This is a genomic window from Microcoleus sp. B3-A4 (assembly GCF_036705385.1).
GTDB lineage: Bacteria > Cyanobacteriota > Cyanobacteriia > Cyanobacteriales > Microcoleaceae > Microcoleus.
In genome coordinates this window covers 40521-64162 of sequence record NZ_JAUBUI010000008.1, presented here as the reverse complement: position 1 = coordinate 64162, position 23642 = coordinate 40521, and the positions used below count along the sequence as shown (strand labels likewise).

The window sequence follows — 23642 nt, the reverse complement described above, 5'->3', positions numbered from 1 at the left end:
AACTTAAAGAAGATGGCGGACATATCTGCAAAACTTGTTAAAGAACTGCGCGAAAAAACTGGCGCGGGCATGATGGACTGCAAAAAAGCCCTCGTTGAAAACGAAGGCAATATGGAAACATCCATTGAGTGGCTGCGGAAAAAAGGTCTGGCTTCGGCAGGTAAAAAAGGTGGACGAGTCGCCTCAGAAGGACTTGTAGGCAGCTACATTCACACCGGCGGCCGCGTGGGAGTGCTGGTAGAAGTTAACTGCGAAACAGATTTTGTGGCACGTCGCGAAGAATTCCAAAAGTTGGTGCGGGATATTGCGATGCAAATTGCAGCTTGCCCGAATGTGGAATACGTGAAAGTTGAAGATATCCCCGCCGAAGTTGTCGAAAGAGAAAAGGCAATTGAAATGGGCAAAGATGACTTGGGCAACAAGCCGGAAAACATCAAAGAAAAGATTGTTCTAGGGCGGATTGAGAAGCGCATGAAAGAGTTATCTTTGATGGATCAGCCTTTTATTAAAGATCAGAATATCTCGGTGGAAGAGTTGGTGAAACAAACGATCGCCCAAATTGGAGAAAATGTCCAAGTGCGCCGCTTCGTGCGTTTTGTCTTGGGCGAAGGCATTGAAAAGGTAGAAGCTAACTTTGCCGATGAAGTGGCAGCCCAAATGGGTGCTCAATAATCCCAAATTAAGATTTAGAATTAAAAATTAAAAATGTGAAAAATCAATTTTTTGCATTTTTAATTTTTAATTTTTACAGGACTTATGGACAGACTATATTTGTAGGAGGTAGACTGCAAACCTTACTACTACAGACAGATAGCGTAAAAATTGTAATAATTTAAAACTTGCGTAAGTCCTATTTTAATTTTATACGAGAGATATGGTGCGACCAAGAGAGCGAATAGAGCAAGATTTGGCAGGACTCGAAGAGGCTTTAGCAGCCTTGAATTCGGAGTTTCGCAGTACCTACGAAGGTTATTTAACTGCGTTGGGACAAGCGGTGCGGCAGCAGTTAATTTTGGCTTGCTATCACCTTTGCACTCAAGCAGTACCGGAGTCGTTTCTCAAGTTGTCCTTCGAGGGGAGGCAAAAAATGCAGCAGTCTGTAAGGGCTTTGGCTGCGGCGTCGGAGGAAAAATTGCGATCGCTGGTGAGTGAATCAGAAGCCGAGAAAGAGGAAGAGGAAGAGGAAGAGGAAGAGGAAGAGGACTTCGACAAAGACGAAGAGGAAGAAGAGGAAGACGAAGAAGACGAAGAAGACGAAGAAGACGAAAAGGAAGAAGACGGAAAGGAAAAAAACCAAGTTTCCGCCATTAACTATCTATTTTCACTGGCAAATTATCAATTGCCAAGTACCAATTCCCCAGAAAGTTTGGCACGCTGGCAAAATATTATTGAAAAGTCGATCGTCAATATACTCAAGCTGCTTTCTCGCGACACCAACCGCTTGCTGCAACAGTCGGGAATCTTGCCCAGCCAATTGCCAGAACCGGTTCTAGAAGCTGCTTCTGGTGCTGAATCCTCCGGCGATAGTGTTGCCGGGCCACCTAACTTATTAAACTTAATCATTGAAACTGATGCCTCATCAGCATCGCAAAAATTGGCAGAAACCTTGGGTAGTAGGGCGCTGCACATTACAGCGATTAAACTGCGGCTGTCGGAAATAGAGTTTGCCGATGCGGCAACCTCGGCTTGGCGCCAGCAAATTCGCACCCTGTCTGTAAAGTTGAACTCCCTGGGCCGCGATTACCAGAAAAAGCAGCGGGAACTCGCTGTGGTGGAGGCTGAGTCGGCTTGGCGATCGAGTTGGTTTGAAGATTGATCGGATGTCGAAGGAAGAAGGAAGTTCACCAACGGATGATGTAACTGATTTAACGGGTTTAAGTCCGAGGGAATAAGTCCGATCCAAGAAGTGCGAGGGAAGAAAGAAAAAGCTAAAACGTCAAACTTTTAGGCTACTGAGAAACCGGGTTTCTTTAAGAAACCGGGTTTCTCAGTGTTATAATTTTTTTGGTGGAAGCTTCTTAAAAGAAAAAGTTAAAATTTAAAATCTAAAATCTAAAATCTAAAATCTAAAATCTAAAATTGATATGACTATCGATCGACCAGAATGGCAGCGATTGCAAAAAGCTCTTTCAGTAGAAGCCGATCGCGGATTTAACGACATCCAAGGCAGTCAATACCGCTTCAGCGAGTTTCTGGGCCTGAGTTTGAGACAGTTGGCAGGTTCTGTGGTGGCTTCTTCGCGCGATCGAGCTAGACAACTAGCCGCTGAATTTGACATCTACCCTCAGAAAGATCTCGAACAGCGCCAGCATTCGATCGCCATTACGGTCAGTTTTCTGAGGCAAATGGAGCAAGTTTGGGAACAAGAAACTCGCCACCAGCAAGAACAAGTAGCACAAGTCAGACCCGCAAACGCTAACGCTTCTGAACCAGCCGCCCCAGCACTTTCCGTTCCCCGAACCGTACCCCTGAGTACAGCACCCCCACCACCAAGCCTGACTCTCGACCAACAGTTGACCCGCGTCACCGGCATCGGCCCCGCCAACGGCAACCGCTTGGTAAAACTGGGTTTATACACTGTATATGACTTGCTTTACTACTATCCGCGCAACCACATCGACTATGCAAAGCAAGTACAAATTCGCGAACTCATAGCCGGGGAAACTGTCACTTTAATCGCTGAAGTAAAGCGCTGCAATTGCTTTTCTAGTCCGAAGAATAAGAAGTTAACCATATTAGAAGTAATTTTAAAAGACCGCACAGGAGAAATAAAAATAAGTCGTTTTTTTGCAGGCCCTCGCTACAGTAATCGCGGTTGGCAAGAATTCAAAAAGCGCGAGTATTGTACGGGTGCGGTGCTGGCAGCTTCCGGGTTGGTGAAGCAGGGTAAATATGGAATTACTTTAGAAAATCCTGAGTTAGAAGTATTAGACGACTCCGGCGGTGCGATCGAATCAATGAAAGTCGGCCGCCTGATACCAGTTTATCCCCTGACGGAGGGGGTGGATGCTGGTTCGGTGAGGCGATCGATTTTGGCTGCAATGCCGGCGGCGAAAATGTTGCCAGAATCGCTACCAGAGGATTTGCGCGAGCGTTACGGTTTAATGGGTTTAGCCGATGCCGTAACTAATATTCACTTTCCGCTCGATCGAGATTGTTTGGCCGCCGCCCGCCGCCGCTTAGTTTTTGACGAATTTTTCTACCTGCAATTAGGACTTTTAAAGCGCCGCCAAACCCAAAGGAAAGCTCAAGCTAGTGCAGTCATCATTCCTAGTGGCAAATTGATCGAACATTTTTATGAAATCTTGCCTTTTGCCTTGACTAATGCTCAGGAAAGAGTAATTAACGACATCCTCAACGATTTAGCTTCGTCGCAACCGATGAACAGATTAGTGCAAGGCGATGTCGGTGCTGGCAAAACAGTAGTCGCCGTAGTGGCAATGCTAGCAGCGATTCAATCCGGCTATCAAGCCGCGTTAATGGCGCCGACAGAAGTTTTAGCAGAACAGCACTACCGCAAATTGGTAGGTTGGTTTAACTTGATGCACTTGTCTGTTGAACTGTTAACTGGTTCGACAAAAGTAGCAAAGCGCCGGGAAATTCACAGCCAGTTAGAAACCGGAGAATTGCCGGTTTTAGTAGGAACTCACGCGCTGATTCAAGATACGGTGAATTTCCATAAACTGGGTTTGGCGGTAATTGACGAACAGCACAGATTCGGTGTGCACCAGCGCGCTAAATTGCAGCAAAAAGGCGAAGCTCCCCACGTTTTGACGATGACGGCTACTCCCATTCCCCGGACGCTGGCGCTGACGCTGCACGGGGATTTAGATGTGAGTCAAATTGATGAACTTCCCCCGGGTAGGCAGGCGATTCAAACCACTGTACTGTCTGCCAAAGAACGCATTCAAGCTTACGATTTGATTCGGCGGGAAGTGGCTAGCGGGCGTCAAGTTTATGTGGTGCTACCGCTGGTGGAGGAGTCGGAAAAGTTGGACGTGCGATCGGCAATTGAGGAACAAGAGAAACTGCAAAAAAGCGTATTTCCTGAGTTTAAGGTGGGTTTGCTCCACGGCAGGATGAGCAGTGCTGACAAAGATGAGGCAATTACTAAGTTTCGAGACAAAGAAACTGATATTTTAGTATCTACTACTGTGGTCGAAGTAGGAGTAGACGTGCCGAATGCAACGGTAATGCTGATTGAAAATTCTGAGCGTTTTGGACTGTCGCAACTGCACCAGTTGCGGGGTAGAGTCGGTCGGGGCAGCAACCGTTCTTATTGTTTGTTAATGCCCGGTTCCAAAACTGCGGAAGCTATGCAGAGAATGAAGGTTTTAGAACAATCTCAAGATGGCTTTTTTATTGCAGAAATGGACATGAGATTGCGCGGGCCAGGTCAGGTTTTGGGAACTCGGCAGTCGGGTTTGCCGGATTTTGCTTTGGCGAGTTTGGTGGAGGATCAGGAGGTTTTGGAGTTGGCGAGGGCGGCGGCTCAAATGGTAATTGATAATGATGAAAGTTTGAATCAGTGGCCGGTGGTGCGGGATGAATTGGAACGGAGATATCAGCGGATGATGAGTGGGTCGATTTTGACTTAAATATTTCTGGACGCCGCAACGGGGTTTTTAATAATATTTTGTAGTGGCGGGTTAAGCGAATATCTATCAAAGTCGCCAGTTTATTGCTGCCAAACCAGCCCTCTCCCCGTAGGGCGGTTTATTTGCCTTTGCCTATTTAATGTCAGAAATGGGGTTTCTTGCCACAACGTCACGTAAAATCATAGTTTTTTTGTCAAGAAACCCCGTTTATACGGTTTTGCTGAGAATGGTGCAAAATATCAGGTTGAGCGAAGCGTCAAAAACACGAATTTGTTGGGTAGGAGTGCCTCAACCCAACCTATTTTCGGAGACGATTTTTCCCTTTGTCAGGGGTATTTTTATGAGTTGTCAGGCTTAGGGCACTTATTAAACCAAGAATCCTTCGCAGGAATGACGAGAAAGTGTCAAAATTAAGATAGTCCTGCCAGAAACAGGGGAAAGGAAATCTAGCCTGTACTGGCGCCTAAGGCAACATTGATTCCTCGCTGGTTACGCTTGCAGGTGGTCGCCGACGGTTCGTCGCATTTAATCTCAACAGTAATTATGAAAGATCTCACTCGTTATCGAAATATCGGCATCTTCGCCCACGTAGATGCTGGCAAGACCACCACAACAGAAAGAATCCTGAAACTGACAGGTAAAATCCACAAAATTGGTGAAGTTCACGAAGGCGCGGCGACTACTGACTTCATGGAACAGGAGCAAGAGCGCGGTATTACGATTCAATCCGCTGCTACAACCTGCTTCTGGAACGAGCATCAGCTCAACATCATCGATACTCCCGGACACGTCGATTTTACGATCGAGGTTTACCGTTCTTTGAAGGTTCTCGATGGTGGCATTGGTGTGTTCTGCGGTTCGGGTGGAGTTGAACCGCAATCGGAAACCAACTGGCGCTACGCTAACGATTCCAAAGTCGCTCGCGTCATCTACATCAATAAGCTCGATCGCACCGGTGCAGATTTTTACCGCGTTGTCAAGCAAGTTGATAAAATCCTTGGCGCTAAACCGATGGTGATGGTATTGCCGATCGGCATAGAAGAAAAGTTTTGCGGCGTAGTCGATTTGCTGACCCGCAAAGCCTGGATCTGGGATGATTCCGGCGATCCCATGAACTATCAAATTAAAGATGTCCCCGCCGATATGGTCGATGATGTCGAAAGTTGGCGCGAAAAGTTGATCGAACTGGCCGTCGAGCAAGACGACGCTGTGATGGAACAGTATCTCGAAGGCAACGAACCGAGCCTCGACGACCTCAAGCGCTGCATTCGCAAAGGTACTCGCGATCGGGCATTTTTCCCCACATACTGCGGCTCATCGTTTAAAAACAAAGGCGTGCAGTTGGTTCTCGATGCCGTAGTTGACTACCTGCCAAACCCGATGGAAGTCACACCGCAGCCAGAAGTCGATCTCGATGGCGAGGAAACCGGCGAGTTTGCGATCGTCGATCCCAACAGACCATTGCGGGCACTCGCGTTTAAGATCATGGACGATCGCTACGGTGCTCTAACATTCACGCGCCTTTACTCCGGTACTCTGTCCAAGGGCGACACCATACTCAACACCGCCACCGGCAAAACCGAGCGCGTCAGCCGTTTGGTGGAGATGCACGCCAACTCTCGCGAAGAAATTGAATCGGCCCAAGCAGGGGACATTGTGGCGATCGTCGGTATGAAAAACGTCCGCACCGGACACACCATCTGCGACCCCAAAAATCCCGCAACCCTAGAGCCGATGGTATTCCCCGATCCCGTTATTTCGATTTCGGTCAAACCGAAACAAAAAGGCGGCGAAGAAAAAATGGGAGCAGCCCTCACCAAGATGGTGCAAGAAGACCCATCCTTCCACATGGTGACGGATCAAGAAAGCGGCGAAACGATTCTCAAGGGGATGGGCGAGTTACACCTCGACATCAAAGTAGATATTCTCAAGCGCACCCACGGTATCGAAGTAGAAGTCGGCGAACCGCAGGTAGCCTACCGCGAGTCGATTACCAAGCGCCTGGAAGACGAATACACCCACAAAAAGCAATCAGGTGGTTCCGGTCAATTTGCCAAAATCGGCTATGTGATCGAGCCTGGTGAGGTTGGAAGCGGCTTCCAGTTTGAGTCAAAAGTGACTGGTGGTAGCGTGCCGAGAGAATATTGGCCAGCGGTCGAAAAAGGCTTTGAAAGCTGCATCGACAAAGGCGTCTTGGCCGGATTCCCTTGCTTGGACTTGAAATTCACGCTACTAGAAGGCGGTTTCCACCCCGTTGACTCGTCAGCAATGGCCTTTGAAATTGCTGCCAAAGCGGCTTATCGGCAGTCTTTGCCGAAAGCGGGGCCTCAGTTGCTCGAACCGATTATGAATGTCGATGTATTCACACCAGATGATTACATGGGCGACGTGATCGGCGACCTCAACCGTCGCCGGGGGATGATGAAATCTCAGGAGACAGGACAAACAGGAGCGCGGATCAAGGCAGACGTACCGTTGAGCGAAATGTTTGGTTACATTAGCGACTTGCGTACTATGACATCTGGGCGCGGACAGTTCTCAATGTCGTTCTCGCACTATGCTCCTTGTCCGAATAACATCGCTGAAGAAGTGATTAAGGCGGCAAAAGAGCGTCAAGCCGCGAAGTAGTGCATTTGACTCCTGGTAGATGCTATCTGGAGTCAAACAGAAAAATTAGATCCCCGCTTTTTGAAGAAATCGGGGATCTAATTTTTGTAAACTATCGGTTAGAATAAGTCAACAAAACATATTAGATAGTAGAACCACGAGCAGACTTCAACAACATCTTGATTTGTTCAAGACTTAATGGTGGTGAACTACGATGAATCATAGCGTGACAATTTGGGCAAACAGGACGCAAATCTTTTATAGGATCAATTTCATACTCTTCTGCAATTTCTGAAAGGGGTCTTAGATGATGTACATGAATGAAACCTTTTCCCCGTTGCCCAAAAGTTCTGCCAAAATCGAAACCACAAATAGAGCAACTTGAACCGTAATAATCAATACATTTTTGCCGAGCTTTAGGCTCTCGTTCATAGGCGTTGACTGAAACTTGCCGTACTGCTCCCTCACGAAATGTTTGTACTGAATCTACTTCATCAGGAAAGAATCTAGTAGTAGTTACAGATTCCTGAACCTGAAGCGGATTTTGCCAATCCCCCAAACATTTTAGGTAATCATCAAAACGGTCTTCCTCACCAAGATACACATTTATTGCAGCACGAAAGATAGCAAAGAGTTCGACAAAGTTATCAATCACTGGCTGAGCTGCATCTAGGTCTTTAATAGGAAGAACTAGGGATGGACTCAGAATATAAGTACCTTTCCAATCTTTTTCAGGAACCAATTGCAACTTGTTAATGTACTCATCATACTCTAACCCGTCAGCTTCTTCCTGAGTAAGAATAGGTGTAATAGTATGAGAGGTGATTTCATATCTGCCCTGTTTCAAAATCCGACTTACATCTTTCAAATTTTTATTCAAGACTTGGACAATCGGATTGCCTTCTAGCCCTCTTAATCCAAAAAAGTTCACAAATAAACTATCAGAAGTACACTCGAACCTTTGTTGGAAATACCAAGTTTTTGTACCTTTTATAGTTAAGCCAGCGGTTACTATTTCCACTGGCTTGGTTTTTTTTGCTCCAGATCGATGAGCTGGTGTAGTCACTATTCGACAATCTGAGAGTACATCTGTGCCATAAACTTGGTGAATTAGGTCACAAGCTTTTTTAATGAGTATTTTAAGCTTAGGGACAAGTAATTCTTTTAGCTTATCAGCACGCTCTCGATTGTCTTCGACTGAGAAGAGATATTGTTCAGCAGACCCTATCAGTGGCAAGTCAACGATTTGTGACAATTCGGTTTCCTCAACTGAATTCATATTTGCTCTCCGACATGACAAGTGCAACGAAAACTAATCGATATTTTAGCTTTTTTTCGACATATCCTGAAATAGGTCATGCTTCCCCAGCTCCTAAAACTTGTGCTGTGGTGAGTTTCAGCCTTGTAGGGTGCGTCAGGAGTGAATACTTACTGGACAAGGGAAACGCTTATGGACTGACGCACCCTACTATCGTCTTTTAAATGCCGAACAGCTTATGACTCAAATAAATCCCGATCGCACTGCTGGTACAATTGCGATCGACGTTTGCGCTCAATAAAACGGGCAGTATCTCTGTCAGATTTCGTCATCTCTGAGCGATCGCCCTGATGATACCCTGAATTTTTACGGACAAACGAAAGAACACGCGATCGCGATCGCCTTAGAAAATTTAGCCTCTCGCTACCGCCAGCAAGCCGAACAAGCTCAAAATATAGATTGGGACGCGGTGGAAATTTCAGATTCTGGAGAGCCAATTGAAAAGCGTTATCACGTAATTTTGCACTACGAACGAATTGCTAAGGAAGAATCTAAGTTTGAGGCAATGCACAATACAATGATGGGAAATACAGTAGTTGAAAATGCCAAAATTTCAATAATTGAGATCGATCCCGATATCGAAATCGAGGCCAGAGGGCTATCAAAATATTGAACCCTCGGGACTTAGGTGCAGATGGGCATCTTATTCTACGCATCAGCGATCGAAACGTGAGTTTGAGGCGGCGATCGACTAGAAGCGATCGCATAATTTCAAATCCCCAAAATTTCTTTTCTATTACTCCCCCGCAAAATCTGCCCTAAACTTCTCCACAACTCGATTCAACTCAACTGAATGAGAAGCTTTAAATAAAATCCGATCGCCCTTTTCGACAAATCCCAACAACCGCTTTGCTAAATCTTCCCGCCCATCCTTGGCTGTAATATCTCCTATCTCCACAAAAGGCAAACCCGCCGCACCCGCAGCCATCGCCGCTGCTTCCTCAAAATCAGCAAAAACAAACAAAGCATCCAGATGCAAATCTCGCGCCGCCGTTCCCACTTGTCGGTGAAATTCGATCGCCCTATCGCCCAATTCCTTCATCGTTCCCAAAACCGCAATCCGGCGCTTTCCCGGAGTATCTGCTAACAGTCTCAGGGCTGCCAACATCGACTCCAAACCCGCATTGTAAGTCTCATCCAGAATCATAATATCATCGGGCAAATCGTAGCGGCGCGCCCGTCCATCCGGTAACTGCACAGACAAACCTTGCTTTAAAACTTCCCAATCAATACCTAAAACTTTTCCTACCGCCAAAGCCGCCAAATAATTTACAGCATTGTGCCGTCCTGACAGTGGCAGCGGCAATTCCACACCTTCTACTAACATTGTATCAGGATTGAGCAATTCTCCGCACAAATCCCCGCATTCTAAACCATAAGTTAAAGTTTTTCCCTGCCAAACTTTAGCCGCAGTTGCGATTAATCTGTCACCATCGTGATTTAGAATAGCAATGCTATCAGCAGGCATTTCGGCTAAAAGTTCGCACTTAGCTTGGGCGATCGCATCTTCCGAACCCAGTCGCCCGATATGTGCCGTTCCTACATTAGTAATTACCGCCACAGTAGGACGCGCAATTTGCGATAGCAGCGCAATTTCGCCACTGCCGCGCATTCCCATTTCAATTACAGCATAATTGTGTGAAGGAGAAAGCTCCAGCAGAGTTTTTGGTACGCCAATTTCATTGTTGTAGTTATATTGAGTTTTAAGAACATTTCCCTTCGTTGACAAAACCGCCGCAATTAACTCTTTAACAGTAGTTTTACCTACAGAACCAGTAACAGCAACTATAGGTATACTGAATTGGTCACGCCACCAACGGGCGATCGACTGATAAGCTTTTAAAGTATCGTCAACGCGCAACAGGGGAAAATTAGGCAATTCCTCTTGCCAATCTCGATCGACAATCGCTGCAATCGCCCCCAAATCTCGGGCTTTTGCCACAAATTGATGGCCGTCAAAATTCTCTCCCCGCAGCGCCAAAAATACTTCGCCCCCCTCAAGAGTGCGCGTATCTGTGGCAATACCTATCCCTAAAGCTGTCAAAACGCCCTCAGACACAGCAGGCAAAGGTACAGTTAAAATTTCAGCAAGTTGGGCGATACTTACGCGACAGACCATAACCAGCACTCACATTTCAAATAATTATTTTCATAGCTAATCCTACCTCGCCCGACCTCACATTTAACTGATTGGGGGCTGCCGACCAGGATTGACCTTGACAATCCTAATATTAAATCGTCAGGCAACCAAGAAATTCTCCCGTACCCCTCACAATCTTTACCAATACTTTACAAAGTCTATGGTGATTTAAGGCCTTGCTAATTACCAACAATTCATGTCATGCTGGTGTTGGTAATTAGTTTAAATAAGCAAAAAATATCGATCGGCTTAAGCTGCTAACAGCTTCTACCCCTAGGCCCCACCCGGCTAAAAGCTCGGTTGACTCAATTGTTGCACTTCACCTGCCCATTCATTAAGCTAAGAGCGCTGAAAGCTCCTGCCCTAGCCTCGGAGGGTTAATCCACAGTGAACGACTACAATAGACAGAGTTACGAAGAAGAACAGCTACTTTACAAGCACTGGCTGGAGTTGGTACAACGAGAGCAGCCGGCAGAACTGATCGGCCGCTTTCGCACTTTGTTTATCGAGGGCGTCGGATATCCCGATCGCTCGATCGCCGACGCACTCGAAAAAATAGCACGCTCAGAAAACGCTCAACAAGAATTCAAATACATCCTCAACCGCTGCTGCCACATCCTGATCAACCGCTGGCAAACTTACCCCAGCAAGCAAGCGGCCATCCCTGAATTGATAGCTGTGTTTGAAGAAGCGCCCAAAATATTATTTGGATACAATCGATCGGGGGGGCGAGGCTCCATCCCCAAATTAGTAAATCAATTTATCGAAAGCGAACAGTACCTCACCCTCAAACGCTTAGCCAAAGTCATAACTCACAGCAATGAAGATAGCAGCAACAGCAAAACCCCTGCTAGCCTTGCCCTCGGAACCTTAATTCCCCGTTACCCTTACCTCTACAAACACTGCCTCCTCAGCGACGACAGCACCTACGAACAACAAAAAATCATTAAAAAAATCCAAGCTCAAAAGCAGCAGCAATTTGAGATCAACCTCTCACAATATGTTGCTCACCAAGTGAGAAAAGCCCAAATAGCCCGTCGAGAAACTTCCCTTTCCTTCGGCAGAAATATACAAGTTATAAAAAATCCGACCCTGTTGACCGACCCGGAACTATTCTTTGCCCTCAAACAATTTGTCGGTAAAGTAGAAGGAGCTAATACCTACAGAGAGCTAGCGGGCCGTTTCACGGCGAACGCCAGCACAAATCAGTCCTACCGTTCTTTTAAAGACGACTTGTACGAATACCTGATTTCTTCTGTCACCGATGAGCGCTACGGCAAACGTCTCTTTAACGAAAAATTGTATAAGCAACTACAAAATACCCTGCCCCACAGCGACGATCAAAAGTTTAATGAATTTTTAATGATCAGAACTTGCAGCCAGTTATTGAACTTTTTAGTAGTAGAGAGTCCTGTGCGGCCCAACCACTTTGTCTTCATCGACCTGATCTCAAACCTCGGGCCAACCCAAACCACAGGTTTGCTGCTGAAAATCGTACTAATTTGCGGCAAAGTCAAGCCCTACCTAGAAAAGCGGCTGGCAATTTTGTTCGGTCACTACGAATGCAGTACCCGAGAAGGCGTGGTGTGGTTAGTCAAAGCCCTGGAAAACGTAAACCTAGCTTTGAGTACCAACTTTGGCAAGGTGGATGTATCTTTCCTGCGGTAAGAGGGCGCGGCATAACTTTCTCTGCTTCCACAGCAGGCAAAACATCACACCGATCAACCAGGTTTCTGAATACCCTAAAAGTTTTACCTTTAATTAGAACTACTTAATTAACTCCTGAAACCTACTCAAAAGACATTATTCTATGTTAAAGTACCAAGTGTGAATCAGATTCAGTTGCAGGCTTTGTTCATTGCTACAGAATTGTCTAAAAACTTGCCCTTCTGTATCGGCAGGGGACTCTCCGAAACTGAAATCTTCGCACTGTCTAAATTTTGGAGTTATTCCTCATGTCGATATACGTCGGTAACTTATCCTACCAAGTTACCCAAGAAGACATCACCACCGTCTTCGCCGAATACGGAACTGTTAAGCGGGTACATCTACCTACCGACCGAGAAACCAGTCGCCCCCGCGGCTTCGGTTTTGTAGAAATGTCAACAGATGCAGAAGAAGATGCAGCGATTGCTGCTCTCGACGGAGCAGAGTGGATGGGTCGCGACCTCAAAGTTAACAAAGCTAAGCCCCGCGAAGATGAAGGCGGCCGGGGTGGCGGCAACCGGGGCGGCGGTGGCCCTGGAAAATTTGCTCGCGGAGGCGGCGGCGGCGGAGGACGTTATTAATTTCCTCTGATAAAGATTTGAGATTGGAGAGTTGAAATTGGCGATCGAGCTCACCTAGCTCGGAACCACTTCCGGCCGTTCCGAAAAACCTATGCTCTTCAAATTTCCATATCTACCGGATTAAATATACCAAAAAGCCAAGGGTTCGACCCTTGGCTTTTTGGTATGGGGGTTGACGGTATCAGCCTGAAACCAACTGGGCGAATCCGTTGCAGTACCGTCAGGATTCTAATCGTCAGGTTCGATGGTGCTGCTCAATCCGTGGTTATTGAGCGTTTCAGCGTAAAACTCAGCGTGTTCGAGAGCGCAAACAATCACCAATCCCATCCCGTTAGTATGGGCTTCCATCATCACATTTACCGCCTGTGGCTGAGTCAGACTCGGTACCGTCGCCATCAAAGTCTGCACCACGTACTCCATAGGATTGAAATCATCATTGTGCAGCAGAACGCGGTAGCGCGGTGCAAGCTTGCGGACTGTGGAAGGCTTTTGAATAATTTCGACAGACACTAATCTATACCTCCTGACTTGTAAAATGTTAAAATTTGTCAACAATCTTGAGCCGGATTCCTCCGCTGTGCAAGAGTATGTCACTTTCAGCTATTTTATTGAAATCTGAAAATTCAGACAAGGCAGCCCCTTGGTCGATCGCCAGTTGTGAACGCACCACCAAACCCAGAGGGGGCGTCCTGGGCCCTCCGCAACCACCTTCCTAGCGCCATAATATTAGAAAGGCGAGATCGGTTAAAAATAACAAACTACTACCTGTTGAGTCTCCAGAACTGAGGGAACCTTATATGAAACGCAAACCTAAATCCTACAACGACGACAGATTCAGCGGCGACCCATCCCGGGGAGATGAAGACTCCGGCTCATTTGGCGGACAGTCGCGGCGTCAACCTCAGTCCGGTAAACCCTCTTTCCTCAATTCTGCCACCCTAGGGATTTTAACAGCCGTCTTTATTCTGGGAATTGGGATTGGCATTGCCTTTAGCTCTACAGCTACAATTAGTCCTGAGAACGTAGCCTCCCGTGAATTTATCGATCGCAGCGCCCCGAACCCAGAACTTTGCGTGCAGTTTGGAGCAAGCGCGATGGTGACAGATATGCGCCTCTACGTCACCCTCAACCCCTTCAACGTCTACATCTCGCAGCCGAGTATGCGCCCCGGATGCGTCCTGCGAACCAATAACTGGGCAATTCTGGAACAAAGAAAACTCATAAGCCAAGACCAAGTGCGCGATTGCAAAAATCGCATGAACACCTTTGGCTTCACCGGCCCCCTGGAAGCTCAACCCGAAATTAACTGTATTTACCAAAACGACGGCGCTAAAAACCTGTTCCTCAACCAACCGGGTTCGATAGCTCCAACCACCGAAGGTCAAAATTTCTAAATCCCCGATATAGCGGTTTTCAGTTGAGTCAATTACAGATAGGGAGTAGGACTTAGGCTTTGCCTAAGTCCTTACTTTATTTCATAGAATGGAAAACTGCTCTAAGTAAATTTTGAACAAAGAGGTTCGAGGGAAGAAGGAAGTCTTCCCTCGAACTTCTTCGTTCTTCCTTCTTGCTTCAAAAACCGAACTGGGGGAAATCTTCCGTTAACTGAACTTGCAAAATTTGACCGGGTTGAATCGTAGCAGGTTGAGGAGCAGCCACGTAAGTTGTAGCAACACCACCGGCTGCTCCAACCAACAAACCGATACCGGAAAAGCCGCTCAGCAAGAACAAAGCTAACCCACCAATACCAGTATTTCGCAACAAACTGCGATCGGAAGGCTGAGCTCGTCGGCCTCCCACGGGTTCCGACCGAGCCAAGAGAGGAATATTGCGACCGTTGAAACTAATAGCTTCGACCACAAATCGACTGCCGAGGTTGGTTGTTTCAAACCTACCGATGACTGGCGTATTAGCAGGTACGATCGTATTACCGCGACTGTCGAGAATTCCCCCTTGCAGCAGCAGCACTTCCTGTCGGCTGGGCTTCGCTTGCAGCCGCAAAGCCCGATCGCCGGGGTATAGCAAACTTAGCTCCGTGCCCGCCGGCAACAAGACATTCGCCCCAGCCGCAGCCTGCAAAGGAGCATTCGATCGTCCGCGAGGAAGTGGTTCACCAAAGGTAAGCGTCCGCTGCTGGGTTGCAGCAGCAGCCGTTATTTGAGGCTCTAGGCGGGGTAGAGCAGCAGCTTGTACTCCACGGCGTTCCTCAAGGCGAACATTGACTAAAGGCAGTCTTAGCGGCCGGATTTGGTCATTTGGAGTTGACTGCGGCGAAAAATTGGTAGCGGGATTCCGGGAAGTAGGAGATTCAGGTCGATCGACAGTTGAGTTGGAATCTGTCACCGGCTGGTTTTGCGGTACTTGTATTGCAGGCTGGGGTTGAGTTTCGGAAGTTTCCATACTCGCAGTCGGTTCGATCGAAGGGCGTAACACCCAGCGATTTTCTACCCCAATTCTTTGGAATTGAACTTTCCCCCCGCTAAAACCCACTCCGGGAGCCAAATTGACCAGAATTCTCGCCCTTCCCGGTTGAACTTGACTAACCCCCACAGAACGCACTGTGCCTTCTGGGTATAGCTGAGTTGCATCTACTCCGATGTCCGTATTGGGTAAATCCACAGCAATCTGAGACGGGTTGAGTAGAGAATATGTGGGGGTTGTTCCCTCTGGAAGAGTAATTTCTAGCTGATTTGTCGCCGGATCGAATTTCCAACTTGTGACTGTAGAAGCATTTGCTGGTTCCAGTGTTGCCGGCACCGTCGCAACTGCGGCGACGACTGCTAGACTCAGACTCAGTGACTCGATCGCCAACAATCCCGCTGGTATAGAATTAACAGTCAATTTTTGTAAGTCTTCCCCAAATCGGGTGAGTAATTTTTTGTATGGCATGGCGGCTGGGTGAAATTTTTGATCTGAAATAGATTATGGATGAGAAAATTGTGCCTTCGGATGACGCTGAAAGTTTAGCATTATGGGGATATGAAAAATTTAACTAAATGGAAATTATTGCGATCGCGCTTCGTTCTTAACAACCAGTGGTGTCAGGTTAGACAAGATGAAATAGAATTGCCAAGCGGACAAATTATAGACGACTTTTTTGTTAATGTCCGACCCAATATCGCCCTAGTATTTGCCACGACAGAGCAGCAAGAACTTGTATTAGTGCGCCAATACAGGCACGGAGTAGGCGAAATTTTGCTGGAACTGCCTGCTGGATCTTTCAACCCTGCTGAAGAGAGCGGGAAATCGGCAGCAGCCAGAGAACTTGCCGAAGAAACGGGATATGTTGCTGAAGAAATTTTGGAACTAGCAACCTTATATGATAACCCTGTAAAAGACACCAATTCTATCTACCTATACTTTGCTAAAAATGTCAAGCTTGCCACCAAAATACAATTAGATATTACAGAAGATATTGAAGTAGTTTTAGTCCCCATTGCTGAAGTTTGGGTAAAAATAAAAAACCGAGAAATTTGTGTAGCAGGAAGCATAGCAGCTATTTTTTTAGGATTAGAATTTTTGAATAAACAGCGGTAAGGTGCTGTGAATGAAACCTTACACGCTGTTTACGGCGCTTTGTTCTTAACGAGAAAGAGTGAGAAAATCCCCAGCAGTCAGAGAATTATTAGCCCCAAAAACCTGAGCCAAAACCTGACCAGTCTCCGCAACTTGCAGCAGTGTGGCATTCGCCGTAAAGTTAATTTGCAAAGCCTCAAAACTCAAGCCACCAGCCAGGACAAACTTATCAGTTCCAACAGAAAAATTGAGCACAGTATCCAGACCGCTATTAGCGCTTAACACAAAGCGATCGCTCTCAATACCCCCAATCAAAGTATCATCTCCCCCATCACCAAACAGCCAGTCATCCCCTGCACCCCCATTGAGAATATCGCGATCTTTCCCTCCGTAAATCGTGTCATTACCATCATCACCATTGAGAGTATCTTGACCTTCATTGCCGTATAACAGGTCATCGCCACTGCCACCGTTGATGCAGTCTTGCTGCCCGTCTTCACCCACAGCGCCTCGCTCATTTTCCCCGCGATCGCCACTAATGGTATCGTTACCCTCATCGCCGCACAAAATATCGCTGCCCGAATCGCCGTAAAGCGAGTCATCGCCAGCATCTCCCTGTACTACATCGTCATCCTTGCCTCCGCGAAGCGTATCGTTAGCAACGCCCCCACTCAAAGAATCGGAACTCTCACCGCCGTTGAGTTGATCGTTGCCATCTCCTCCAAACAGCAAGTCGCGGCCGTCCACATCCGACACTAACTGGTTTTGCAAGCCACCGTAAAGCGAGTCGTCTCCCTCATCGCCGACAATCGTATCGGAACCGAGTTCGCCCCAAATCCCGTCGTTATCTTTGCCGCCGTAAACTAAGTCATTACCTTTGCCGGCAAAAATGCTGTCGTTACCGCTGCCGCCACCGATGATATCGCCGGTGTCGTTGCCGAAAATTAAGTCGGCTTCATCCGTGGCAATTGTGCTGCCTTGCTGAGTGCCGTAGTCGCCGAGTATGGTGTCGGCACCTTGATTGCCGTAGAGAGTATCCGAGTCTGTTTCGCCGAAAATGCGATCGCCCCCTTTGCCGGAAAACACCAAATCCCGTCCGTTGCCGCCCAGCAAGGTGTCGTCTTGTTCTTGGCCGTTCATTAAGTCGTTGCCATCACCTCCTGTCAGCAAGTCGAAGCCGTCGGGGTCGCTGTCTAGGGAGTTGAGGACGCCGCCGAACACAGAGTCGTCTCCGCTGTCGCCGGAAAGGGTGTCCGGGCCTTTGTCACCCCAAATCCAGTCGTTGTCGATGCCGCCGTAGGCGATGTCGCCAGCTTTGCCCGAGTAAACGGTGTCGCTGCCTTGAGTGCCTGCAATGGCGTCGCTGGAAGACCCGCCGAAAATCAGGTCGCCGTCGTTGTCTGTCAAGTCGATGTTGTTGCCGTTGTCGCCGACTATGGTGTCGGCACCGCGATCGCCGTACAATGTGTCGGAGTTGCGATCGCCAAAAATGCGATCGTTTTGTTTGCCGCCAAATACGGCATCGTCTTGTTTGCCGCTGTAAACGATGTCGTCGCCTTTACCTGCTGCGATGAAGTCTTGCTGTTGGTCGGCGTAGACGATATCGCTGCCGCCTTCACCTAACACTGTGTCGTCGCCACCAAAGGAGAGAAACAGTTGGTTAGTTTCGTTTCCTGTTAAGGAATCGTTTCTGAGAGTGGCTAGTATCGTGTTTTGGATGTCGATGAGTTGTGCGGCGTTGGAGTCGAAGTTGAGTATTTGCTCTGGCTGGGGTGGGATAAATGTGATCAGAGGGGGTTGGGGCAAGGGGTCGCAACCGCAACCGGTATCGGGTTCGGGTACTGGGTCGAATATAGGGGTTGGTTGCGGCGCTGGTGTTGGTTCCGGGGCTGGTGTTGGCGCGGGTGTCGCCGTCGGTATCGGCGCGGGTGTCGCCGTCGGTATCGGCGCGGGTGTCACCGTCGGTATTGGTTCCGGGCCTGGTATCGGCACGGGTGTCGCCGTCGGTATCGGCGCCGGTGTCGCCGTCGGTATTGGTGCCGGGTCTGGTATCGGCGCGGGTGTCGGCGTCGGTATTGGTTCCGCGCCTAGTATCGGCGCGGGTGTCGGCGTCGGTATTGGCGCGGGCGTTGGTATCGGCGCGGGTGTCGGCGTTGGTATTGGCGCGGGCGTTGGTATCGGCGCGGGTGTCGGCGTCAGTATTGGTGCCGGGTCTGGTATCGGCGCGGGTGTCGGCGTCGGTATTGGCGCGGGCGTTGGTATTGGCCCGGGTGTTGGTATCGGCCCGGGTGTTGCTATCGGCACGGGTGTGGGTATCGGCGCGGGTGTCGGTATCGGCGCGGATGTCGGCGTCGGTATCGGCGCGGGTGTTGGCGTCGGTATCGGTTCCTTAAGGGGAATGAGAGAGACAGTGGCGACTGCCGCACTGGTGGCGCCGAGGTTGTCTGTAGCGCTGTAGGTGAAGTTTGCCCCTGCGAAATTGCCGGACGCCTGGAAGAACAACTGGGTAATTTGCTCGGCTGTCAGGGTTTGACCAGCCGTGACCGCGACTCCCCCGGTTGCGGGGTCGCCCAAGAACAAGAGGCCTTGATTTGCCGGCGGCAGGGTGCTGATGGTGAATGTAACCACTGTGCCGTCTGAGTCTGTGCCTCCGAGCCCGCTAATTTGGACAACGCTGTTGGGCGCTAGCGCAGCGTTGCTACTGTTGGCTGATGGAAGTTTGTTGGGTGTTGCCTGCGCGCTTATGGCGGTGGTGACAGTGGCTCTGGACTCGGAACCGTTGTTATTGCTGGGTTTGGGGTCAAAAGTGGTCGATCGACTCTGGGAAGTATTGCTGATGGTACCCGTCGCTGGAACGACTACAGTTACCTCGCGGTTGATGTTGCTGCCGCTAGTCAAACTGAGAATTGTTGGGAAGGTGACAACCCCTGTCACGGGGTCGTAAGTGCCGTTATCGGATGCGCTGACTCCCGTTAAACCGGGAATGATGCTGTCTGTAATCACTACGTTTTCAGCAGCATTCGGCCCATTGTTGGCGGTAGTTATAGTATAAGTTACGGAACTACCAGCAGGAGCAGATGTGAGACCGCTTTTGGACGTAACCAGATCGGCCACAGGATCGATCGAGGTGGTGACTCGACCCCCCGCCTCACCGGGTACTGCGACTGTCGAGCCGTTGTTGTTCGTCAAGTCCGGGTCAAAAGTGTCCGATCGGCTCAATACAATGTTGGTGATGCTCGTCAGAGTAGGCGGGGGTACAAAAATTAGGCGGCGGGTGACACTGCTGCCGCTGGCTAAAGTCGCGATCGCTGGGAACTCGATCGTCCCTGTGGCAGGATTGTAGGTTCCGCCGTCGGATGCGGTGACTCCCGTTAAGCCGGGAATTAGGCTGTCGGTGATGACTACGTTGGTCGCGGGACTCGGCCCGTTGTTGGTAGTAGTAATTGTATAAAGGAGCGTGTCGCCCACCTTGATGCTGGCCGGAGCCGTTTTTTGGGTGACAACATCGGCCACAGCATCGATCGAGGTAGTGACGGTGGCGTTGGGGTTCGTACCGTTGTTGTTGGCCGGAGTGGAGTCGGGAGTGATGGAGGTACTTCTTGCCGTGTTGCTGATGGAAGTTAGGGTGGGCGGTACTGTGAAGCCGATCGTCCGGGTGACTGTCTCCGCGTTGGCTATTGCCACGGGGCCGAAGGTGACAATGCCGGTTACTGGGTCGTAAACGCCGCCGTTAGATGCCGTGACTCCGGTTAATCCGGGAACTATGCTGTCAGTGATGGTTACAGCTTCTGCAGGACTCGGCCCTAAGTTGACTGTGGCGATCGTGTAGCTGACCGAGCTACCGGGGGTAGCACTCGTAGAGCCGGTTTTGGTGGTTGCGAGGTCGGCGTTGGGCGCAATACTGGTCGTAACCGTAGAGTTAGTGGGAGTGCCGTCTTTGTTGGTTGTCGAGCCGTTGTTGTTAGTGAGGATCGGATCGAAAGTCGCCGCCCTACTCCGGGCCGTGTTGCTGATGTCGGTACGGGTCGCTGGGGCGATGAAACTGATGGTGCGGGTCGCAGTAGCCGAATTTGCCAGCGCCGTCAGTGCTGGGAAGGTGACAATGCCCGAAACTGGGTCGTAAGTGCCGCCGTCCGAGACTGTGACTCCTGTCAAACCCGGAATAATGCTGTCAGTGATGGTCACGTTGGCAGCGGGGTCGGGCCCCCTGTTAGTCGTAGTCAGCGTGTAGGCGACGCTTGACCCGGCCGAGGTGGTCACAGGGCCACTTTTGCTAGTAACTAAATCCGCGACTGTATCGACAACTGTGGTAAAGACTACACCAGGCCCCTCGATTTGCCCTGGCGCGAGTACACCGCTGTTGTTGCTGAGGTCGGGGTCGAAAGTTGAGCTAGTGCTGAATGCAACGTTGGCAAAACTGCTACCGCTGGTTAAACCGGGCGGCAACTCAATTGTCAGGGTGTAAGTCAGAGTCTCGCCGGCATTGAGAACCGGAATTAACGGCCAGGTGACCGCCTTGGTTTGGTTCACGTAAGTGCCGTTGTTGGAGGCACTGAGAATTGGGGGCAATCCGCCCGGACGCAGCAGTTCTAAAGGTATTTCGTCTTGAATCAGGACGTTTGTAGCAGGCGCTGGCCCCTTGTTTACTGTAGTAATCGTGTAGGTAATGCTGCCTTGGGACTTGACGAACTGCGGGCCGGTCTTGATGGTGGCAACCTCTGCGGCGATACTCGGAGGATTGATCGTTTCCACTACCACGTTTTGAAGTTCGTGAATGTTGTTGGCGCCTCCTGTGGAACTGCCAAAACCAAATTTGAAAATTGGCGGTACTGGGCCGTTTTCGGTGGCCAAGTTGGGGATGTCGATCAATGTATTTTCGTAGATGTCGTCGAAATTTTCATCGAAGGCAACAGTGAGGCGAGAGGGATTCACCGGATCGTTAGATGGATTCAGCGTAATTTGAACGGATCTTTTGGCTAAATTGCGATCGCTCGTGAACGTATTGCTGAAGTTAAAACTACTGCCTGGTTCAGGGCCGCTAAAGTCAATGCTCGTAGGAATGTTATCGATGCCGAAGGGAACGATCGCATTTGTTAAAAACTTATAACCTTCTGCTTGATTTCCTCTAAGCGTTACTGAATCAGGTCTGAAAGAACCAATAGAGGAGCCGGGAATCGGAGGTGGCTCGGGGCCGGAGCGCCCTTCTGTGGATGTTGAAAAATTGCCAAACTCGTCAAGCCCAATGCCTAAATAACCTCCCTCAATACCGGGTATATTCGTTCGTGGAGCGTAAGCCAGAGAACCGCCATAACCCCCAGTCCTGGTTGGGCTAACAGTGCCGTCAATCAAGAAGAAACCCAGCCCGTCCCCTGGCTGAGGGCTAATAAATGGGCCCTGAGCATTATATTGCTGGCTTGAACCGTAAGAATAAAAATCAAACTGGACTCTGAGACCGTCGGTTGAAGGAATGGGGTTGTTGTAGATGACAAAGGCTTCCCTATCAACTGCTGCTGGAGTTAATTGCAGAGCGCCATCCCCGGGAGTCGAACCGCCCAAAGCCGGAAGTACGCCGGATACTGTGCCTCCGGTAATGCCGGGGATACGTTGATTGGCTGCTGGAACTCCGCTGGTGGGATTGAACAGTGCCCCGTTGTTTCCCCCGTAAATCCAAGGCCCCCTAACTGTGGAGTTTTTGAAAGTTTCGTTAACTAATGTGCCGAGGGCGTAAGGGTAGGCTTCGAGCACTTCTTTTTCAATGGCGATTCTCGCTTTTATTTCCCCGGTCGCAAATTTTAATTGCCAGTCGCCGCCGAGTGCCGCACTCCCCGTCAAGTTGTCGGAAGCTGCAATATCTGCACCGACCATCAAGCTCAGCCTTCGCACGAAGGCTGCGCCGCTTTCCCCCGCTGCGACGCTGCACCCGAATAACAAGATATCTCCTCTCTCGCTCAGGGCTTTTCCCCACTGCTGGAACAAATGGCTGTAGGTTTCTAAGTTGTCGTTGCAGAGTTCGATCGACCCTAGCTGCACCCCCGCTTCTCGACCGTGAGAAACTATCTGAAGGCTGTCTAAATCGCTGTAATTAGCCAAAATTCTAGTAATTTGCTCGACTCCATCCCGCGTCGAGTCCAGTACAAATACCTCTGTATCGGCTGTTGCTCCTCTTGTCAAGCTGTCGCCGTTCTCTACTCTGGCATCGAGGAACAGTACATTTTTTAGAGTCCGGGCCGCCACAGACTCGGTTGCTCGCAAAAATTCTCTGTGGGGATGTCCAATTCTGATGTCGCCACGAAGTTTCTGGGACAGGAAACACTTCTCTGTTTTTACTTGTTTTATGGGTTTCTTGTGATGATAAGTTGCTGTTGTTCGGGAGTTTCCGCCTGCAATCCTTGCAGTAAAGTCACATATTTGTGGGGTGAGAAAAATTGGTTTGTTGCAGATGCTTTGCATGGTCGAGTTGGCTCACGGATTGTAGATGATGTACGCACTTCAAGATGATAATTATCACCTATGGACAAGGTTTAATTGCAGAGTAAGAGGCTCTGCTGCTTGACTTGGATCTAGAGCAAAAAGCGAATTTTACTCAGCACAAAGCAGTGCTATATTGATATTTGATAGCATTGCCAATATCGCCGGCAGAAGCGCTGAGGATTTGGGGTTTGAATCCCAATAATCTCTCTATCGAGTGATATTTTGCCTTGGGCTTTTTTCTTTTCTGTTAGCGAGTCTATCTGTTACACGCTTATCTCTTACATGGCGCAGTAGATAATAACACAAGTTCTCAAAAATTTACTTGATGAGGTTTTCTGTACATCGTCTAATGCACTTTAATTTGCAGAGAAAATTCACTATTTCTAGACGTATAAACCTGGTTTGAGGGACGAAAAGACTTCTTTGCAGCCCTCGCTCCCGATAAACAACTCGGTTTCTTTGGTTTTGGTGTGCAAGCCCTGTTCACAATAGCAACGAGACATTAATTAGGGAGTTATAGCCGTGACATAATTATGGCGGCCGTGCCCGAAGTGTTATTCAACTGAGATCTTGTACCATTCTCAATAAGCCTTATATGGGGGGTTCTCCTGCCCAGCCCATAAGAAAATTCACTTGGTGTGAAACAGCCCGGAAAGCCTATTCTTGAAAATGGTGCAACATATGAGATTCAATTGAAATTGGCA

General features: G+C 48.9%; 14 protein-coding genes. 9 read left to right on the top strand and 5 right to left on the bottom strand.

The genetic code is table 11. The features are described from left to right. The first annotated feature begins 12 nt into the window (after positions 1–12). From tsf to fusA, 4 genes are all read left to right on the top strand, one after another. On the top strand, positions 13–672 hold the full coding sequence (gene tsf / locus QUB33_RS06440) for a translation elongation factor Ts (RefSeq protein ID WP_333142970.1): 660 nt from the start codon (positions 13–15) through the stop codon (positions 670–672). Positions 673–874: 202 nt separating this feature from the next. After that, positions 875–1816 (top strand): hypothetical protein, encoded by a 942-nt coding sequence (locus QUB33_RS06435; RefSeq protein ID WP_333348687.1) that lies wholly within the window; start codon positions 875–877, stop codon positions 1814–1816. Positions 1817–2084: 268 nt separating this feature from the next. Then, the gene (gene recG, locus QUB33_RS06430) at positions 2085–4598 is read left to right on the top strand and encodes an ATP-dependent DNA helicase RecG (RefSeq protein WP_333348685.1); all 2514 of its coding nucleotides are present in this window, start codon (positions 2085–2087) and stop codon (positions 4596–4598) included. A 543-nt stretch (positions 4599–5141) separates the two neighbouring features. Next, on the top strand, positions 5142–7226 hold the full coding sequence (gene fusA / locus QUB33_RS06425) for an elongation factor G (RefSeq protein ID WP_333348683.1): 2085 nt from the start codon (positions 5142–5144) through the stop codon (positions 7224–7226). A gap of 121 nt (positions 7227–7347) precedes the next feature. Here fusA and QUB33_RS06420 read toward each other — a convergent pair whose 3' ends face one another. Beyond that, positions 7348–8484, bottom strand: a complete 1137-nt coding sequence (locus QUB33_RS06420; protein WP_333348681.1) for an HNH endonuclease — start codon at positions 8482–8484, stop codon at positions 7348–7350. A gap of 448 nt (positions 8485–8932) precedes the next feature. Here QUB33_RS06420 and QUB33_RS06415 point away from each other — a divergent pair, with 448 nt between their 5' ends. Next, the gene (locus tag QUB33_RS06415; RefSeq protein ID WP_333348679.1) at positions 8933–9136 is read left to right on the top strand and encodes a hypothetical protein; all 204 of its coding nucleotides are present in this window, start codon (positions 8933–8935) and stop codon (positions 9134–9136) included. Positions 9137–9259: 123 nt separating this feature from the next. On the opposite strand, the gene QUB33_RS06410 is transcribed toward QUB33_RS06415, so the two are convergent. Beyond that, a complete protein-coding gene (locus QUB33_RS06410) occupies positions 9260–10642 on the bottom strand; it encodes a UDP-N-acetylmuramoyl-tripeptide--D-alanyl-D-alanine ligase (protein WP_333348677.1) in 1383 nt (460 codons plus the stop codon). 408 nt (positions 10643–11050) lie between these two features. Here QUB33_RS06410 and QUB33_RS06405 point away from each other — a divergent pair, with 408 nt between their 5' ends. Together QUB33_RS06405 and QUB33_RS06400 are read left to right on the top strand one after the other, a co-directional pair. After that, complete coding sequence (locus tag QUB33_RS06405) at positions 11051–12331, top strand: hypothetical protein (RefSeq protein WP_333348675.1); 1281 nt, start codon at positions 11051–11053, stop codon at positions 12329–12331. A 287-nt stretch (positions 12332–12618) separates the two neighbouring features. Continuing rightward, positions 12619–12951, top strand: coding sequence for an RNA-binding protein (locus tag QUB33_RS06400; RefSeq protein ID WP_190743136.1), 333 nt, complete (start codon positions 12619–12621; stop codon positions 12949–12951). Positions 12952–13179: 228 nt separating this feature from the next. Here the strand turns inward: QUB33_RS06400 and clpS are convergent, their stop codons facing one another. Beyond that, positions 13180–13461, bottom strand: a complete 282-nt coding sequence (gene clpS / locus QUB33_RS06395; RefSeq protein WP_190658451.1) for an ATP-dependent Clp protease adapter ClpS — start codon at positions 13459–13461, stop codon at positions 13180–13182. A gap of 287 nt (positions 13462–13748) precedes the next feature. On the opposite strand from clpS, the gene QUB33_RS06390 reads away from it, so the two are divergent. Then, positions 13749–14345, top strand: coding sequence for a DUF3172 domain-containing protein (locus tag QUB33_RS06390; RefSeq protein WP_190736215.1), 597 nt, complete (start codon positions 13749–13751; stop codon positions 14343–14345). A 178-nt stretch (positions 14346–14523) separates the two neighbouring features. Here the strand turns inward: QUB33_RS06390 and QUB33_RS06385 are convergent, their stop codons facing one another. Next, positions 14524–15840: an AMIN domain-containing protein gene (locus tag QUB33_RS06385; RefSeq protein ID WP_333348672.1), complete on the bottom strand. Its 1317-nt coding sequence runs from the start codon at positions 15838–15840 to the stop codon at positions 14524–14526. Positions 15841–15930: 90 nt separating this feature from the next. Here QUB33_RS06385 and QUB33_RS06380 point away from each other — a divergent pair, with 90 nt between their 5' ends. After that, positions 15931–16488, top strand: a complete 558-nt coding sequence (locus tag QUB33_RS06380; RefSeq protein ID WP_333348670.1) for an NUDIX hydrolase — start codon at positions 15931–15933, stop codon at positions 16486–16488. A gap of 45 nt (positions 16489–16533) precedes the next feature. Here the strand turns inward: QUB33_RS06380 and QUB33_RS06375 are convergent, their stop codons facing one another. Next, positions 16534–22917, bottom strand: coding sequence for a DUF4347 domain-containing protein (locus QUB33_RS06375; RefSeq protein ID WP_333348668.1), 6384 nt, complete (start codon positions 22915–22917; stop codon positions 16534–16536). Positions 22918–23642 lie beyond the last annotated feature (725 nt).